This window comes from Variovorax sp. P5_A3, from assembly GCF_056400665.1.
In genome coordinates this window covers 55,609-71,605 of record NZ_JBFUKW010000028.1, presented here as the reverse complement: position 1 = coordinate 71,605, position 15,997 = coordinate 55,609, and the positions used below count along the sequence as shown (strand labels likewise).

The following is a 15,997-nucleotide window of genomic DNA, read 5'->3' as shown; positions in this document are numbered from 1 at the left end:
GCGGGCGCGGGTGCAGGAGCAGGTGCCGGTGCAGGAGCAGGAGCAGGAGCAGGAGCAGGAGCAGGAGCAGGTGCCGGTGCCGGTGCCGGTGCCGGTGCAGGTGCAGGTGCAGGAGCCGGTGCAGGAGCCGGTGCAGGAGCCGGTGCAGGAGCCGGTGCAGGAGCGGGGGAGCTGCAATGTCCTGCGTTGCCTACGTCCTTGTCGTTGCCACAGTTCGCAGCCGAGGCGATTCCCGCAAAGGCGAGCAGTGCTAGGGCAATGGACGCCTGAAGCCCTTTCGCGCATGCACGGCCAGGCGGGTTGCGCTCGGAATCGAGCTTGGAGGTGCCCGTTGCTGCCGACATCACGACGGCGGTTGCCAGTTCAGCCGCTACAGCACTATGGCCTTTTGATGAATTCCAGACGAATTTAATAACGCGATCCATGAATGTTCTTCCGAGCAATTGAATACTTTCGACGTTAAGACGTAGGTACTCAATTTCGCAGGAAGAAATTCACACAATCAGTTACGCGAAGCGTTTCAGCTCCCTAATGAATCTTTTAGTAACAATAAATTCACACCTTGAATGGAGTTTCACGTTGGATGCTTTGCCCAACCCCGAACTAGAGGTGCCGCGGACGCTGTGCCAGCTGACCGAAACTGTGCGCACAACGCAACGGCAATCTCGCCTTCGGCTTGCGCACGGCTCAGTCCCTCAAGCGCGTAGTGCGCTTCTGTTCGCTTTGGAGGCAACCATTGAGTCGGGGAACAGCGGTGGTGCGAGCGAGCAGGATCTTGGGAAAGACTGCGAACTCAAACGAGCACGCCGATGTTCCAAGGCACAAACTCCTGTTGGCCATAGCCATGACATTCGCTGCGAGAGCGCTCGCCGGATGCTGTGTGCAACAGTCGCTGGAACAACTCGCCTCTTCTATAGCTTTTGAAGCGCTGCCTTGATGTCGTCGATTCCGGCAGGCTTTGGCACATGCGCATCGAAACCGGCTTCCAGCGCGCGGCGCGCATCCGCCCGTCGACCGAAGCCAGACATCGCCAGGGCGGCGATCCTTTTCACCGCAGGGCGACGACGGACCTCCGCGATGAACTCGTAACCGTCCATCTCGGGCATGCCGAGATCGGAGATCAGCAGGTCGTAGGGATTGGTTGCGAGCAACTCCAGCCCGGCCTTGGCGCTCCCGGCCACATCGACGACGGCGCCCTCCAGCCGAAGCACCTCGGCGAAGGGCTCAAGGCTTTCCATGTGGTCGTCGACTGCCAGAACCCGCATCTTGCTGAAGTCGATTTCGCCCGGCGAATCAACCGGCGCGACCGTGGGGGCGGCAGACCCATGCAGCGGCAGCCAGACGCGGAACTGCGAACCTTGGCCAATGCCGGCAGACTCGACTTCGACCTTCCCGCCGTGCGCAAGGACGAGTTCCTGCACCAGCGCCAGGCCGATGCCTAATCCACCGTCGCGTGCGTTGGCGTCGGTGTCGCCCTGGTTGAACATGCCGAACACATGCGTGAGACTTTCCGGCGCGATGCCACAGCCGGTGTCGGAGACGGCAATCCGCGCCTGGTCGCCCTCTTCATCGACGGCGACGGCGATGCGCCCACCGTCGGGCGTGAACTTGACGGCATTGCTCAGCAGATTCCAGACGATCTGTTCGATGCGAGTGCGGTCACCGACACACGTGATGTGCGGCGCGCACGTCACTTCGAGGTGCAAGGTCTTCCCCGGGATATTGGACGTTGCCGCGTTGGCCAGACTCTGGACCAGCTCGCTTACGTCGACCGCCACGCGATTGAGCCGCAGCTTCCCGGTCCTGATCCGCGACAGGTCCAGCAGGTCGTTGATGATCTGGCTCTGGCTGCCGACGGCGCGCTTGATGGTCTCGCCGATCTGCCGAATCTTCGGATGCTGCGCCGTCGCCGGCAGGCGGGTCAGCAACTCCACGTTCATCTGGATGAGATTGAGCGGCTGCTTCAGCTCGTGCGACATCACCGCCAGGAACTTGTCCTTGAGCTCGTTGGCCATCTGCGCCGTGAGGCTCGCCTTCTTCTCCTTGAAGATTCGGTGCTCCTGCGCGATTTCCTGGCGCTTGGTGCCCGTCATGTCTCGCGCGATCTTGGCAAAGCCCGGGCTCGTGCTTCCTTCGAGCGGCGTCATGACACCGCTGCAGAAGAATCGGCTGCCATCCTTGCGTCGATGCCAGCGTTCGTCCTCCGACCGCCCCGTCTCCGCGGCCGTGCGCATCTCGCGCTCGGGCACGCCGTTCGCCTGGTCCTCCACCGTGAAGATCTTCGCAATGGGCTCTCCCACCATCTCAGCTTCGTTGAAGCCGAAGATGCGCTCGGCACCGGCATTCCAGCTCGCGATGAGCCCCTGCGGATCCGTCGTGATGATCGCGAAATCCCGCGTCGTCGCGGCAACCACTTTCAGCTGTTCTTCGCCGACGCGGGCGCGCTCCTCGGCCTTGCGCAGCGCGGTGATGTCGAAGAAGTTGAGGATCGCGCCTTCGATCCTGTCCTCGGCGGTGCGGTACGGCAAGATCCTGGCCAGGAAGTGGCGGCCGTCCACTGACTTGACGTGGCGCTCGCTGGTGCGAAGGTCCTTGAAGGCCGAGGCGGTGTCCTCGGCCAGCTCCGGATAGTCGAGCTGGCTCGTGATGTCGAACAGCGAGCGCCCGAGATCCGAAGGAATGAGGTTGAACAGCTGGCTCGCGTACGGCGTGTAGCGCTTGACGCGCATGCCGCGATCGACGAACACGGTGGCGATCTCGGAGGAGCTGATCAGGTTCTGCAGGTCGTCGTTGATGTGGCCGCGCTCCTCGACCTTGACTTTGAGCTCGTAGTTGACCGTGACGAGCTCTTCGTTCATGGACTGAAGTTCCTCCTTGCTCGTCTCCAGCTCCTCGGTCGCCGAGCGCAATTCCTCGTTGATGGCCTGCAGTTCTTCGTTGGACGCCTTCAGCTCCTCGGTCGATGTCTCAGCGTCCTCGATGGTGCCTTGCAGGTGCAGCTTGAGCTGGCGGATCTCGTCTTCCAGTTGGCTGATGAGTTGCGCCCGAGCCGAGTCCGGGAGGTCGCCGCCGCCGGGGCGCATGCTCTCCTCCACCTCGTCGAAGACGACCAGCGTGAGGGGCGAGGCCGCCCATTCGGAGGGCAAGGGTCGAACGATGATGTTGAGATAGAACTGTCGCCCATCGTGCTGTTTCTGGGGAAGCCGGGTCTCGACGCTGCGCTTCGATTGCGCGGCCTTGAAAAGCGCCGTGCGCAACTCGAGCCGGAGATCGTCGCGGACATTCACCATCAGGTTGTCGGACGGCTCGCCGCTCGGGCGTTCGAGGAAGCGGCCGACCCCATTGGCCAGATGCAGGACCGTATGGTCCTTGTCGATCAGCACGCTCGGCGGCGCGTACTGTTCGAGCGCGCGCTGATGCAGTTCTATGAAGCTCGGCCGCTCGGTATGCTTGGCGAGTCGCTCGGCGGCGGCGATGCTTCCGGCAGATCGCTCCATCGGCGCGTCGCCGATCAGTGGAAGGTGCCGGTTGGCCGCCAATGAGCAGATTGCGGCAGCAGATGAGATCGAGTCGCGAAAAAGGCGGGTCCCGCAGCAGGTTGTGGACAGCGAAGAGCACAGGTTCCCGCACCGGCTTGGACACGCGGTACTGGTTCTGCTCCCTGCTGAAGAACTGCCGCAGGCGGGTGTGGGCGACGTCTTCGACGATGCCTTCGGGGTAGACACCCCTGCGCGCCGTCGCGATCGCCCGCTCATCGATGTCCGTGGCGAAGATCTGGAGGTCCAGTAGCTTCGATTGCACGTCGACCTGTTCGCGCAGCAGCATGCTGAGCGAATAGGCCTCCTCGCCCGTGGCGCAGCCGGCCACCCTGGGCGTCGTCGGGCGACTGCGCGATGGTGATCCCGCCCATCTCCTTGACGCGCGTGAGGCCCACGGCGCCATCGCTGCCCGTGCCGGACATGACGATGCAGACGGCCCGCTCCCTGTGGACCTCGGCGAGGGTGCGGAAGAAGATGTCGATTGCCACATGCGGTCCCCCCTGAGTTCTTCCGTCTCGGGACACGCGCAGGTCGCCGTCGTTCATCGTGAGGTCCACGGCTGGCGGGATGACGTAGACGTGGTCCGCCTCCACCGGCATCGGGTCGGTCACCTGCGTCACCTTCATCGCGGTGGCGCGTTGCAGGATTTCCGCCGCGCTGCTCTCGTGCTTGGGCGAGAGATGAAGAATGATCACGAAGGCCATGCCCGAATGGGCCGGTGCGTTCTCGAAGAAGCTCATCAAAGCCTCCAGACCACCCGCCGACGCGCCGATGCCGATGACCGGGAAATTCAACGAGCTTGGCGTGAGCTTGGAATCGCCCCGGGCAGAGGAAGCGTTGGCTGAAGGCGTGGTCATCTGGTCCCGGAACAGCAAGAACCTAATGATCGCGCAATTGCCCAGCATCCGCGTGCGGGACTCGGCCTCCAAAACCCGAAGTCGAGGATCCCGATCGTCCGCATCCTCATCGAATGGTGCTCAGCGCCCAGACAGAAGGCCCGAGGCCAGCGACAGGTCCTCGAGCCAGGCCGCCCACGCGGCCTCACGCTGCCCGGGGTCGCCACGCAACCGCGCCGACGGATGCAAGGTGACGAGCACCCGCCGTCCGGCAGCGTCGGCATGCCACCGACCGCGCTCGCGCATCACGGCCACTGGCCGCTGCAGGAGTGCCCGTGCCGCAGTCGCCCCCAGTGCCAAGAAGGCGCCCGGCCTGACGCGCGCGATCTCGTCCTCGAGCCAGTGCCTGCATGCATCGATCTCGCGCTGGGCCGGAGTCTTGTGCATGCGGCGCTTTCCGCGCAGTTCGTACTTGAAGTGCTTGACCGCGTTCGTGACGTAGAGCCGCTGGCGGTCCCAGCCCAGCTCGGCTACGGCGCGGTCAAAGAGCATTCCCGCTGGTCCCACGAAAGGCCGTCCTGACAAGTCCTCCTTGTCGCCAGGCTGCTCGCCCACAACCATCAGCACCGCGCGCAGCGGGCCTTCGCCCATCACCGACTGGGTCGCCAGAGCACCCAACGGGCATTCGCGACAAGCGTCGGTGGCCTGGCGCAAGGCCTCGATCGAACGCGGCCGGCGTGGCTTCCCTTCAGGTGTCGTCATCGGGGATGCGCTCCAGGGCGGCGCGGCAGGCGAGATCGACAATCCGGTCGAGTTTTCCGGAATGCTGGACGCCGATCGCCTCCATGACCTGCACGGGATCACTGAGAGGCTGGATATGCGTGTCCCCGCAGCCGAGTCGAATGCGCGGCCCAGGCCGTCGATCCATTGACATGGATGGTCATGACTTTCCTCGTGGGAGTGGGTAGGTGTCGGAGCCCCGTGTCTTAGCGCCGGGCCGCACGGCGCGTCGTCATCCTTTTTCGCCAACGCGGCCGGCGGGATCGGCCAGCGCGATCGGGCCGACTGGCGAACTGCCGTCCTCGTGAAACACCGAACTGGCCCGGCGTCAGGGCGACAGCGCTGGACTCGACGAGCGCTGCTGCGGGGTGACCCTTTTCGGCCGAGCGGGGGGCTCTGGGGCCGCGAAGCCAGGATCCTGGCGCTCGGTAAGGCCTGGGTAGTCCGGTTGGCGCGCAGCGCGTTGCGCGTTGGCGGCGGCGGCTGGACTCGGGTGGGTTTGCAGAAGCGGAGCGCCGGACACGGACGCCCCTTTTGCGTCGGGCGGAGCCAGCTCAGGTGAACCCTTCGAGATTTCGGCCGGCTGCAATGGCGGCACTACGTCCACCGGCTGCTGTGCGAAAGCGAGCGCCGCGGCAAGAAAAAGGGCCCAGAACGCCAATCCGGAAGTGCCCCGCGGACGGTCACGGCGGACCCAAGGTCGCGGTGCACGCGATCTCCGAGGGACTTGTGACTGAAGATGCCGAAAGCTGATCATCATGAGAAGAGCGGGACCGCTCGGGGGCGACGGCCTTGACGCCCACGTTGATCTAGGCCTTGGAGTCGCCTATGGCCCTCGCCTTCGCCGTCGGCCTGGGGCGGGCCGGCGCCATATCTGTGTGCGTCGCGCGCTTCGTGGGTTTGGGCGAAAGGTCAGCGAGGGACTCGACTATCCGCCGCTTGGCTTCGCCGAACGTCTTATCAGCGTCGGGCATGGCAAACTCCGATGTGGTTATTCAAGCAGCCTGCTCGCGCGCGTCGCCGCAGTCAGTCAGCAGACGTCGGCACCGATCGACAGCGCTTGGCCTACGTCCTGGTTCTCAGCGCTCACGCATGCGGACTGGCCCACGTCAGAGCAGCACGGACCGACGCCTGCTTCCACTCGACGGGTTGACGTGTCGTACTGCGGTGTGGCCGAGGAGACCATCGTGACCGAAGCAGCGCACCGCCTGGCAGATCGGCCTCATGCCTTGCCCTCGAGATGGGGCTCCAACAATCGGGAAAACCACTCGACGAAAGCGACCAGACGTCGTGACCGCTGGCGCCGATGCGGGTACAGCAGCGAGACCGGCATCGAGGCCGCACGGTGGGCCGGCATGACCTCGACCAACTCACCCCGGTCCAGCAGATGCTGCACATCGAAGCGGGGAATCTGGATCAGCCCGGTGCCAGCGCGGCAGCTGGCGATATAGTTTTCGGCATTGTTCACGATCACGCGACTGGGCAGCGCCATATCCTGCGCATGGCCCGAGCCGTCCAGATGCTCCCATGGCAATTCCCGGCCGCTGGAAGGCGATGCGTAGCCTACCGCCCAATGCCCTTTCATCAGATCCTCCGGCGTCTCCGGTACGCCGTGTTCTCGCAGATAGGTCGGACTGCCACAGTTGACCAGTGCAATATGCCCCAGGGGACGGACCACCAGACTGCTGTCGTGCAGGGTTCCGACGCGCACCGCGCAATCCACGCCTTCCTGTATCAGGTCAATAGCGCGGTCGGTTGAGCCGAGCATGAGCTGCAACCGCGGATAACGCCGCAGCAAGCCCGGCAGCGCCGGCGCGATGAGGCGTCGGGCAATGCGGCTGGGCACATCAATCCTCAGTTGGCCGGCGACCTGTCGCTGGCTGCTTTGGAACAGGTGCTCGACATCTTCGGCGTCGGCCAACAGCGGCCGCAAGCGCTCGAGCAACTGCGTGCCATCCGCCGTCAGGTGAACTTGACGTGTAGTCCGGTTCAACAGGCGGGCATCGACCTTCTCCTCAAGCTGCTGAATGGCGGCAGACACTGTGGCGCGAGGCAACTCCAGCGCATGAGCCGCCTTGATGAAGCTGCCCATTTCGGCCACCTGCACGAAGACGCGATATTGATCGAGCTTGTCCATCCCCGTATTTAAACCTGGGAACGATGTCAGACCCGCCGGCAGGATCGGCCGCATACGCCATGCGCGCGAAGTGACGCGCCAGTGGATCGGTCTCTCAGGCGTGTCCGCCCAACTGTCGCGCTCGCATCGTGCGGCCGAGCCGGCCTACTTGGTGGTGTAGCCGCCGTTGATCAGAATGGTCTGGCCGGTGATCCACCAGCCGTCGCTGACCAGGTGGCGAATGAACGGAACCACGTCCTCGATGTCGGTCAGACCCGTCTTGCTGAACGGCGACAGCGCTGCGGCCGTCTTGTGGTACGCCACCGCATCGGCGCCTTCGGCCGGGTAGAAGAATGGAGTGTCCATCGGCCCCGGGCCAACCGCGGTCACGGAAATGCCGCGCGCACCGAACTCCTTGGACGCTGCGCGGGTGTAATGCTCGACCGGCGCCTTGGTGCCGGCATAAGCGGCGTAGAACGGTGTGAACGCGCCCAGCAATGACGTGACCACAGTGCAAATCTTGCCGTTGTCGTTGAGATTCTTGCCGGCTTCCTTAAGGAAGAAGAAGGCGGTCTTGGAGTTGACTGCCGTCATCTCGTCATACTCGGCTTCGCTGATCTCGGCCATGGGCTTCTTGAGCACCTTGCCAACCGTGTTGATGGCGATGTCCGGCTTGCCGACCGCAGCGACAGCGTCGGCAAACAGCTTCTCGACGGCACCGGCCGTCGTCAGATCGGCCTGGATCGCCACCGCCTCGGCGCCCGCGGCCTTGACCGCTGCAACGGTTGCAGCGGCATCAGCCTTGCTGCTCGCACTGTTGTAGTGGACGGCGACGGCCTTGGCGCCCTGCTGCGCCAAGTCGCGGGCGATCAGCCCGCCGAGGTTTTTGACGCCGCCTGCGATGAGTACGGTCTTGCCCTTGATGGAATGATCTGGCATGTCAATCTCCTTGAATGCGTGTGACGAAGATTCCAGTCTAGGCAGCACCACCCGGGAGATCAGCCATCGTTGGCTGGATAGACTATCCAGAAAAACCATCCAATCGTCTCGGAACCCATTTCTTGCAGCCGCGATACGACATGATCCATAACATCGAGGCCGCTCTCGAGGCGCATCGGCTACGCTCTTTTCACCCTGCCCGGGGTCGGCTATGGCGCGCTCGGCGGATTTCCCTCAGGGAAGATGCCTGAGCTTGGCTCACGCTGATTCCAGGAGTGTCCGCAACTTCTTGGCCGATTCCACCGTTCGCTCGACGCTCTTGAGCAACGCTTCGTCGTCGTCCTTCTTCAAACTTGTAGCCAGGTCCTTTAACGCCGCGATGCTTCCATTCAGGGCTTCGACCGCCTTGGTGGAACGTTCGAGGCGCAGACTGGCGGCCACCTTGTTCGCAAGACCTGCCTCGGCCTCGAAAGCCTTGGTCAGCCCGGCAAGTTCGACGTTCCTGGCGACGATGCTCTGCAGGCGCTCATTAATGGTCTTCTCCAGCAACCCGATCGCTGCCTCCTTGGCGATTTTGTCGAGCGCAAGGACGGCGGCATTGTTCGGGAAAGAGTTCTCCACGAATTGGGTCAAACGCTCCGAAATGTCGAATCGCTTTTGAACGTCCTCGCTGGCAGCAGCGACCACGGCTTCGTCCATCAAGGATTTCAGCTTGCTGCGCCACCCCTCCGGGCTGTCGATGCCGTCGAACTCGCTCATGATGCTTCCTTCACTTTGATGAGCAGCCTGTGGAGCTCTTCGATCGCCACGATGAGCGCCTGAGGATCGACCCCGCGTGATTCACGTACGGCGATCAGCATCTGTCGGTGAGCGCCCGCCCATTCGATCACGGCCACTTTTGCACCGTCAATAAGTTGCGTCGAGAGGCGCAATCGAATGGCACTCTCCGCGAGCTCCTGGCGCATGGGCGCGAGTCGAGCCTTGACGATCTGCTCGGCGCGATCAATCTGCTCGAGCTGTTTCGATGTTGCCGCCGACAGGGGCGCGGGCATGTAGAGGCTCTTCCGCTCCTTCTCGAGCCTCAGTTCGTAGCCGATGTCATCGGAGAACGTCAGTCGAAGGCCTTGAGTCTCCAGCTTGTTGGCCGCAATGAGCACCACCTCGGCATCGTTGAGCTGCGAGACAATCAGTTTCGAAATTGCATCCACTGCCGGCTGCATGCGGTCGAGGGACTCCTCCAGTGACTTCGCGGCACGGGCCTTCGCGATCTGGTCATAGACGGTTGTTGCCAACTTGATCAGGGGTCCGGCGACCGCAGGTAACGGTACTCCGACGCCGGAAGCAAGCTCGAGGCCGGCATCCGCCAGTTGCTGCGCCGCCGCGCCGCCTTCTTTGCCGGCTTTGACGATCCCGCCCAACGCCTCCGCATAGCTTGCGAGCCCTGCACAAGATTCGTCCGTCCGAACCCACTTGGTGGCAAACTCCTTGGCCGTGCCGTCCCGATCTGCAATCTTCAGTTCAGCTTCGACGGCGGACCCACTGGCGGCGACGGCGGAACGCAACTGAACGCTCGCGCTGACCAGCTTGCTTGCGTCAGGCAGGGTGCCGCAGGCGGTCAGCACAAGCAAGGCGCACGCGGCCCACACGATGTAGAGCGCTCTCGAAGATGTTGGGCCCGTCCTGTGCGAAGTTTTCGCGTTGCACCAACTCAGTGGCGCGGGAGCATGAATCATCTTCTGATCCTCCAGGTAACTTGTCGCACTTCCACTTCCACTTGCGTTCGTTGTTCCATGCCAAACAGACAACTTGTACGTGGAGTCACGGGCCTCTGACGACGTATCGGACTCTTCTTGCGAGTCTGTGCTCACGGCCTGAGGCGACGCCATGGGATTGCCTCCCAGATGGCCGCTAGGCTAGCTCGCGACTCGTCGAAGCCGCATCACCAAGAAGAGGGACTTGAGCCGAGGTTGCCGCCATCCGCCGTGAAAGAGGGCCCGAAGCCCGCTTGGCGCCCCTCGCCCCACGAGGGCCAGACATCGGGCACGTGTCGCGATCCCGCAAGCGATCAAACCGACAAGACTTGGTCGAAATCCCCACATCTGGGGATTGCGCCCGACGCCCCGGCGGACTAGAACGGAAGCAGGACTCGTCAAGGGTTCGCTGGAGGTAGATCATGCTGATCAGATCCATCACGCTTGTTGCTTTGCTTCTGGGTTTGGCATCCAACGCGTCAGCACAATCGAATGGCGCTGTGACGCGCTATATCGGCATGTGCGACGCGTCTGCCGCCGTGGAGATCGGCAAAGGTCACTTCGTGGTCGCGGATGATGAGCAGACTGCGCTATATGTGTATCGAGTTGGCGACCCGAAGCATGTCGCCCGAATTGACCTCGAGGACTATCTCGGCGTGAAGATGCCGGGAAAGAAACCTGAGGAAACTGACATCGAAGGAGCGGCTCGAATCGGCAACCGAATCTACTGGATCGCCTCGCATGGGGCCAGCAGCAAAGGCAAGCCGAGGCCAGCCCGTCGACAGTTCTTCGCGACCACGGTCACCGACAGCAGCGTGCCGCCGACTGTGGAGCCGCTCAAGACGAAGCCCTACACAAAGCTCCTGGAGAACGCGATCGCAGATCCTCGCTTTACCGAGACTTTCGAGGCTGCATCGAAACTTGCTCCGGAGGATGACAACGGACTGGGAATTGAAGGATTGGCTGCGACAAGCGACGGCAAGCTTCTCATCGGGTTGCGAAACCCTCGGCCTGGCAAGCTCGCTCTCGTGCTGCCGTTGATGAATCCGGCGGAGGTGCTGGATTCCGGCAAGGATCCGATCTTCGGCGACCTGATTCGACTCGACCTGCGCGATCGCGGTATCCGCAGTCTTGAATGGACCGGAAGCGACTACCTCATCGTCGCCGGGCCTCACAACGACAACAGAGCTCTCGGCTTCGGGCTTTACCGTTGGGATGGCAAGGAGAACGATCAGCCGAGACTTCTGGATCAGAAACTATTCCCCGACATCAATCCCGAGGCACTGTTCAAATTGACCGAGGGAAACCGCTACTACCTGTTGAGCGATGACGGTGACTCGATGGTTGGCGGGAAGACTTGCAAGGGCGATGAGGTACCCATGAAAGACAAGGGATTCCGGGGTGTCTATCTTGAGTGATGCGAGATGCAGCAACGACCCCGCTCGTCAATGGAGGTGATGCATTGGAGAGGCCTTCGGTTCACATTCAGTAGTGATCGCGAAATCGCGGCGTCTGAAAGGGGATTCAAATGGCTCGCAATGTGCTCTCAGGTCGGTGCATGTTCATCTGGCGTCTTGCTCCTGTAGTCAAGGCGGAAGTCGACATCCCAGGCATGGTGAAGAAAGCCAAGGCTGCTCAGCTCAGCGGCGTTTGGATCAAGGTGGCGGATGGTGCAAGTGCCTACGAGAACGTTCAGCCAAAGAATATTGCGCAATTCCAGGCAGCACGAGCAGCGTTCCGCGAAGCGGGCATTGCGGTATGGGGTTGGCAGGTACCACACGGTGGAACCTTGAGTCACGCGAAGGAGGAAGGCGATTTGCTAGTCCAGCTCGCCAACGATCTGGACCTTGACGGCGTACTGATGGATGCAGAAGCGGGTGAGGTGTTTTTCACGGGCACCGACGCCATCGCCTCGGCGTACAGCGACACAATTCACTCGGGCCTGGCATCGACCTCGCGCGGAATTGCCATGTGCGGGAACGACATTCCAACCAACTTCAAGAACTACCCATTCGAAAGCTTTGTCAAGAACGCGCAGTTCAATGCGCCACAGGTCTACTACGGATCAAGCCCTAGCGTGACACATCGGCTCAATCGCGCTATTGACGCAAATAGGCATTTCGGTGTCCCGTTGTTCCCCGTGGGTGCTGGCTGGGTAGGGGATGGGGGCGGCTGCGTGAGCGCATCTGCTTGTGCCGAACGCGCGAGGGAGTTCATCCGACTGGCACACGAGCATGAGTACGCTGGGTATGCCTTCTGGCATTGGATGGGCGCACCGGCCACCCTCTGGGAGGTCTTGATGGACTTGCCGGAGGGAGTCAGCTGAAGACGGGCTGCAAGACTGTCAGAACGCATGGTTCCCTCAAGCCAGCTCGGCTGAGAAAGGTCCGCCGGGCGGCTCCGGCATGAAGCCCGGAATCGCTGCACTGATTCGCGTACCGTGGCCCGGAAAGCCGGGCAACCAATCGGGGTTGGTCGCAGCCAAGAGACAGGCTAGGCCGCCGATTTCCCGGGGGCGAATATTGCGTAGTTCCCATTGGCCAGTGCTACCAGCTTGTCATCGACGTGAATCTTGGCGGTCAGGTTCGCCACCGCCTTTCCCCGATTGACAAGCTCGGTCACACAGACAAGCCGGCCGCTGATGATCGGCTTGAAGTAGTTGATCTTGATCTCTATCGTTGCGCAGATCTGCCCAGCCGAAAGCGTGGGGTAGAGCGCAGCGCCCATGCCAGTGTCGGCCATGGCGTAGGCGATCGCACCATGTACGACGCCATGCGGATTGAGGTGGCGCGCCCCAACTACCAGACTGAGCTTGCTGAATCCCTCGCGTTGTTCGTCAACGATCAAGTCGATATGTTCAGCGAACGGATGGTGCATGTACGTCAGCGTACCAGCGTTTGAAACGGTTCGTCAGATCGAGCGCCCGCCGTCCACCGGCATCTCGACCCGCGTCAGGAACCGCGCCTGCGGACTGCCCAGGAACACCGCTACGTCGCATCTTCGAATAGAGGAGATAGGCACGATCTCGCACGGCGCGGAGCCTTTGGAGCCGCTCGATGAACTCCCCCGGCGCGAACAGTTCAAGACGTCACGATGTCTTCTTCCGCAAGAGTTGGCCGAGTCGTGTCCGCGGCGCCGCCGGCATCGCACGCTTGTCGGCTCGATAAGCTTGGCGCTGCGCTTCCAGCGCTGCGGCCAATGCGGAGACGCTTGCGCTGTCATAGCGCCAGATGCCCGTTACCGCGAAATGTGCTGCCTTCGGCGTCACCATAATGTCCTGCGCACCGATGCTCCGCAAGATCTCCGACCGGGCCTCGGCCAGTAAGGCCTCGCGTCCGTCGAAATCTGCGATGGCGCGGCTGAGCTCGATGCCGATCGTATGGATCGATGGCTTGCACTCGGCGATGAAGCTGACCACCTCTGCCAAGACCAGTTTCGGCAGCGCGCCGATCCGGAATCCCTGGAAGTCGACGGTCATGAAGTTTTCGATCAACACTTCGGTTCCATCCGGACTTAGCGTCACGGACTGCACGCGCCCGATCAAGGTCGGGTCATCGAATACATCGATGGGGTCGCCCAGTACGTACTCCCGACCATCCGGGCCAGTGAGACGGAGTCCTTCCTCTTCCCCGGTCATCCGAAGCGCGATGCCAATGTGTGCGCCTCGCCGGTCCTGACGTAGGGCACGTTCGAGGTATCGGCCGCATTTCGTCGAAGGGTCATCCTGGTGCACATCCGCCGAGCTTAGCGATGCAGAGCCTCATGAAGTCTGACCGGACCGAGGTGCGTTCCAGCCATGTGATGCATTTCGCACTTCGGCGAGATTTTGGTTCAAGTGACGGCGCGGCTCCGACGACCCGACGACCGCTTCCGGGCGGATTCGGCGTCTGCTGTAGGGGCCGGTATGGGTTGCGGATTCGACCGGTCGCAGGGGCGCTTCGGGCGATGCTCACCCGCCATGCCGAAGCTCCTTGCGCATCAAGGCATTCTGGAGGGTCACACCCCGAAGCATCGGAAATCGTCGCTCGACGACTTTGAATCCGTGGAGCGCAAAAAACGGCTCGGCAGTCTTGCTCACATCGGACGTCAGCTCGGTCAGGCCAAGAGACCTGGCCTCTTCGTGGATACGAGCCATCAGCCGTGTCCCAATTCCTTGTCGCGGATGAGCGCCTGACACGAAGAAGTGGTCGACGTAGCCGTTCGGTTGAACGTCCGCATAGCCAACGATTTTGCCGCCAAGCTCAACGACGAAGGGTTGGATTCCTTGGATTCGATTCGCCCATAGGTCCGCGTCAAGGTCCGCCGGCGCCCATGCCTCGACTTGCTCAGGTGAGTAGTCGCGTGAGGCGACCCCATGGATGGCCGTGAAATACACGTTGAACAGCGCAGCTTCATCACCGGGCCGGAAGCGACGAATCTCCATGAAGTCCTCATGACGCGACAGAGCTTGAACCGTAAGTCTGTCACATCTAGCCCGCGAGGCGAACGTCCGCACCTGGCCGGCAGCAGCGAACCGAGAGCTGCGCGGCTGAACTCACTCGACCAGCAGCCCCAGCACGTACTCGTCGACGTAGTGTGCCTCGTCGGCCCGCTTGTAGAACTGGCGCAGCGTGCCTTCGTGTGCGAAACCCAGCTTCCCATAGAAGCGCAGTGCTTGCGCGTTGTCGCTCTCCGCGTACAGCTCGATGCGCTTGACACAGTCGGCCTTGAGCCGCTCAATCGCATCAGTGAGCATGGCATGTCCCACTCCTTGCCCGTGACGTCGCGGGTCTACCGCCAAGGTCCCAAGCAAGGCGACATGCTGCACTCGACCCGGATAGCGGGTCGCCTTGTAGAAGCCGGCAACCGTCTCATCGACTTCCCACACGTTGCCAGAGAGCAGTCGTTCATCGTTAGAGTTGAGGCGCGGACCGCAGCTTGCCAAGAGCATCGCCTTGAACGACTGGTTAGACATCACAGTACCGGCCACTGCGGTCAATTGCCGACATCGCACACGCGTGCGGCTTCGCGAGTCAGTCGCACATGACGGAACTCATGCGACGCAAACTGGGGGCAACGCCGCGCGCGATCCGGTTCAGCTAGAAGCGCCCTCTCCGTGAAGTCGGACGACCAGGGAACGCAGCCATGTGTTCGCGGGATCCTTGTTGTACCGAGCATGCCAGAACAAGTTGATCGCAATCTCAGGTAACTTGGCCGGGTGCCGGACATAGGACAGACCAAATGGCATGGTCAACGCTTGAGCCAATCGTTCAGGAACAGTCGCTACGAGGTCGGAGTCATGCAGGATATGACCGACCGCGACGTAGTGCGGAACGGTGAGCACGATCTTGCGAAGGACCTTCTTGCGATCGAGCAGTTCATCCGCCTTGCCATGGCCGGTTCCCTCCGCGATCACGACGACGTGATCAGCCGCTGAGAATTCGTCGAGCGAGATCTGCCTCTTGTCGAGCACATGGCCGCGACGAAACATGCAGACATAGTGCTGTTTGAAGAGGCGGCGCTGAAAATACCCGGCCTTGAGTTGCGGCAGCAACCCCAACGCCAGGCTGACGTTTCCCGCCTCCATCTCATCTTGCAGATTGACCGCCGTGTTGCGAACTGTGCTGAGCGAAACGTGCGGCGCCACCCGGGCCAGTTCCTTCATCAGCTTGGGAAGGAAGTAGATCTCTCCGATGTCGGTCATCCCGATCGTGAAGGCGCGCTGAGAGGTCGCCGCGTCGAACGAGGCCTTTCGATTCATCGCGGCATGAATGACCGCCAGCGCTTGCGCCGTAGGCTCGGCGAGTTGTTCCGCAAAGGGCGTTGGCTCCATGCCCTTGGGGGTCCTAAGAAACAACGGATCGCCAGTGAGCTTGCGCAGGCGCGCAAGGGCGTTGCTCACCCCGGGCTGCGACAGACCGAGGTTGGTCGCAACCCTTGAGACCCGTCGATCGACGAGCAACTGCTGGAAGACGACGAGCAGGTTGAGGTCGATGTCCTTCAGCTCCATACGCGCCTCACATTCGCGAAATCAATACGCACTATTGTGCATATTCT

General features: G+C 62.1%; 16 protein-coding genes and 1 pseudogene. 4 read left to right on the top strand and 13 right to left on the bottom strand.

Features of this window, described 5'->3' with window-relative positions:
• Positions 1 to 412 (top strand): hypothetical protein (locus tag AC1D3B_RS30580; protein ID WP_478194430.1); only part of this gene is annotated, 412 nt, incomplete at its 5' end.
• Between the two features lie 499 nt (positions 413 to 911).
• On the opposite strand, the gene AC1D3B_RS30575 is transcribed toward AC1D3B_RS30580, so the two are convergent.
• From AC1D3B_RS30575 to AC1D3B_RS30540, 8 genes and pseudogenes are all read right to left on the bottom strand, one after another.
• Entirely contained in the window at positions 912 to 3,497 is a 2,586-nt protein-coding gene (locus AC1D3B_RS30575) for an ATP-binding protein (protein WP_478194429.1), read from the bottom strand.
• A gap of 100 nt (positions 3,498 to 3,597) precedes the next feature.
• A pseudogene (locus AC1D3B_RS30570) lies at positions 3,598 to 3,825 on the bottom strand (CheR family methyltransferase); the annotation flags it as partial.
• A complete protein-coding gene (locus AC1D3B_RS30565; RefSeq protein WP_478194428.1) occupies positions 3,752 to 4,468 on the bottom strand; it encodes a chemotaxis protein CheB in 717 nt (238 codons plus the stop codon). The pseudogene AC1D3B_RS30570 and the gene AC1D3B_RS30565, both read right to left, overlap by 74 nt.
• Before the next feature lie 48 nt (positions 4,469 to 4,516).
• Complete coding sequence (locus AC1D3B_RS30560) at positions 4,517 to 5,137, bottom strand: UdgX family uracil-DNA binding protein (RefSeq protein WP_478194427.1); 621 nt, start codon at positions 5,135 to 5,137, stop codon at positions 4,517 to 4,519.
• 1,240 nt (positions 5,138 to 6,377) lie between these two features.
• A complete protein-coding gene (locus tag AC1D3B_RS30555) occupies positions 6,378 to 7,292 on the bottom strand; it encodes a LysR family transcriptional regulator (protein ID WP_478194426.1) in 915 nt (304 codons plus the stop codon).
• A gap of 144 nt (positions 7,293 to 7,436) precedes the next feature.
• Complete coding sequence (locus AC1D3B_RS30550; protein WP_478194434.1) at positions 7,437 to 8,210, bottom strand: SDR family oxidoreductase; 774 nt, start codon at positions 8,208 to 8,210, stop codon at positions 7,437 to 7,439.
• Between the two features lie 258 nt (positions 8,211 to 8,468).
• Positions 8,469 to 8,969: a hypothetical protein gene (locus tag AC1D3B_RS30545; protein ID WP_478194425.1), complete on the bottom strand. Its 501-nt coding sequence runs from the start codon at positions 8,967 to 8,969 to the stop codon at positions 8,469 to 8,471.
• Positions 8,966 to 9,838 carry a hypothetical protein gene (locus AC1D3B_RS30540; RefSeq protein WP_478194424.1) on the bottom strand — a complete coding sequence of 291 codons (873 nt, stop codon included), beginning with the start codon at positions 9,836 to 9,838 and terminating at the stop codon, positions 8,966 to 8,968. The genes AC1D3B_RS30545 and AC1D3B_RS30540 overlap by 4 nt, the downstream gene beginning before the upstream one ends.
• A gap of 545 nt (positions 9,839 to 10,383) precedes the next feature.
• Here AC1D3B_RS30540 and AC1D3B_RS30535 point away from each other — a divergent pair.
• Positions 10,384 to 11,379, top strand: coding sequence for a DUF3616 domain-containing protein (locus AC1D3B_RS30535; protein ID WP_478194423.1), 996 nt, complete (start codon positions 10,384 to 10,386; stop codon positions 11,377 to 11,379).
• A gap of 110 nt (positions 11,380 to 11,489) precedes the next feature.
• Positions 11,490 to 12,287: a hypothetical protein gene (locus AC1D3B_RS30530; RefSeq protein ID WP_478194422.1), complete on the top strand. Its 798-nt coding sequence runs from the start codon at positions 11,490 to 11,492 to the stop codon at positions 12,285 to 12,287.
• A 167-nt stretch (positions 12,288 to 12,454) separates the two neighbouring features.
• On the opposite strand, the gene AC1D3B_RS30525 is transcribed toward AC1D3B_RS30530, so the two are convergent.
• The 4 genes from AC1D3B_RS30525 to AC1D3B_RS30510 form a co-directional block, all read right to left on the bottom strand.
• On the bottom strand, positions 12,455 to 12,838 hold the full coding sequence (locus AC1D3B_RS30525) for a PaaI family thioesterase (RefSeq protein ID WP_478194421.1): 384 nt from the start codon (positions 12,836 to 12,838) through the stop codon (positions 12,455 to 12,457).
• Between the two features lie 211 nt (positions 12,839 to 13,049).
• Positions 13,050 to 13,598 (bottom strand): hypothetical protein, encoded by a 549-nt coding sequence (locus AC1D3B_RS30520; protein ID WP_478194420.1) that lies wholly within the window; start codon positions 13,596 to 13,598, stop codon positions 13,050 to 13,052.
• Between the two features lie 312 nt (positions 13,599 to 13,910).
• Positions 13,911 to 14,384 (bottom strand): GNAT family N-acetyltransferase, encoded by a 474-nt coding sequence (locus AC1D3B_RS30515; protein ID WP_478194419.1) that lies wholly within the window; start codon positions 14,382 to 14,384, stop codon positions 13,911 to 13,913.
• Between the two features lie 111 nt (positions 14,385 to 14,495).
• Positions 14,496 to 14,891 carry an N-acetyltransferase family protein gene (locus tag AC1D3B_RS30510; protein WP_478194433.1) on the bottom strand — a complete coding sequence of 132 codons (396 nt, stop codon included), beginning with the start codon at positions 14,889 to 14,891 and terminating at the stop codon, positions 14,496 to 14,498.
• A gap of 38 nt (positions 14,892 to 14,929) precedes the next feature.
• Between AC1D3B_RS30510 and AC1D3B_RS30505 the strand changes: the two genes are divergently transcribed.
• Entirely contained in the window at positions 14,930 to 15,043 is a 114-nt protein-coding gene (locus AC1D3B_RS30505; protein ID WP_478194432.1) for an AraC family transcriptional regulator, read from the top strand.
• Here AC1D3B_RS30505 and AC1D3B_RS30500 read toward each other — a convergent pair.
• Entirely contained in the window at positions 15,036 to 15,950 is a 915-nt protein-coding gene (locus AC1D3B_RS30500; protein ID WP_478194418.1) for a LysR family transcriptional regulator, read from the bottom strand. The two genes, AC1D3B_RS30505 and AC1D3B_RS30500, sit on opposite strands and share 8 nt — an antisense overlap.
• Positions 15,951 to 15,997 lie beyond the last annotated feature (47 nt).

Bases quoted from the DNA above. Each gene is read 5' to 3' on its own strand.
- AC1D3B_RS30500 (WP_478194418.1), bottom strand. From the start codon at position 15,950: ATGGAGCTGAAGGACATCGACCTCAACCTGCTCGTCGTCTTCCAGCAG.
- AC1D3B_RS30515 (WP_478194419.1), bottom strand. From the start codon at position 14,384: ATGGAGATTCGTCGCTTCCGGCCCGGTGATGAAGCTGCGCTGTTCAAC.
- AC1D3B_RS30575 (WP_478194429.1), bottom strand. From the start codon at position 3,497: ATGGAGCGATCTGCCGGAAGCATCGCCGCCGCCGAGCGACTCGCCAAG.
- AC1D3B_RS30520 (WP_478194420.1), bottom strand. From the start codon at position 13,598: ATGACCGGGGAAGAGGAAGGACTCCGTCTCACTGGCCCGGATGGTCGG.
- AC1D3B_RS30525 (WP_478194421.1), bottom strand. From the start codon at position 12,838: ATGCACCATCCGTTCGCTGAACATATCGACTTGATCGTTGACGAACAA.
- AC1D3B_RS30530 (WP_478194422.1), top strand. From the start codon at position 11,490: ATGGCTCGCAATGTGCTCTCAGGTCGGTGCATGTTCATCTGGCGTCTT.
- AC1D3B_RS30545 (WP_478194425.1), bottom strand. From the start codon at position 8,969: ATGAGCGAGTTCGACGGCATCGACAGCCCGGAGGGGTGGCGCAGCAAG.
- AC1D3B_RS30510 (WP_478194433.1), bottom strand. From the start codon at position 14,891: ATGCTCTTGGCAAGCTGCGGTCCGCGCCTCAACTCTAACGATGAACGA.
- AC1D3B_RS30560 (WP_478194427.1), bottom strand. From the start codon at position 5,137: ATGACGACACCTGAAGGGAAGCCACGCCGGCCGCGTTCGATCGAGGCC.
- AC1D3B_RS30535 (WP_478194423.1), top strand. From the start codon at position 10,384: ATGCTGATCAGATCCATCACGCTTGTTGCTTTGCTTCTGGGTTTGGCA.
- AC1D3B_RS30555 (WP_478194426.1), bottom strand. From the start codon at position 7,292: ATGGACAAGCTCGATCAATATCGCGTCTTCGTGCAGGTGGCCGAAATG.
- AC1D3B_RS30550 (WP_478194434.1), bottom strand. From the start codon at position 8,210: ATGCCAGATCATTCCATCAAGGGCAAGACCGTACTCATCGCAGGCGGC.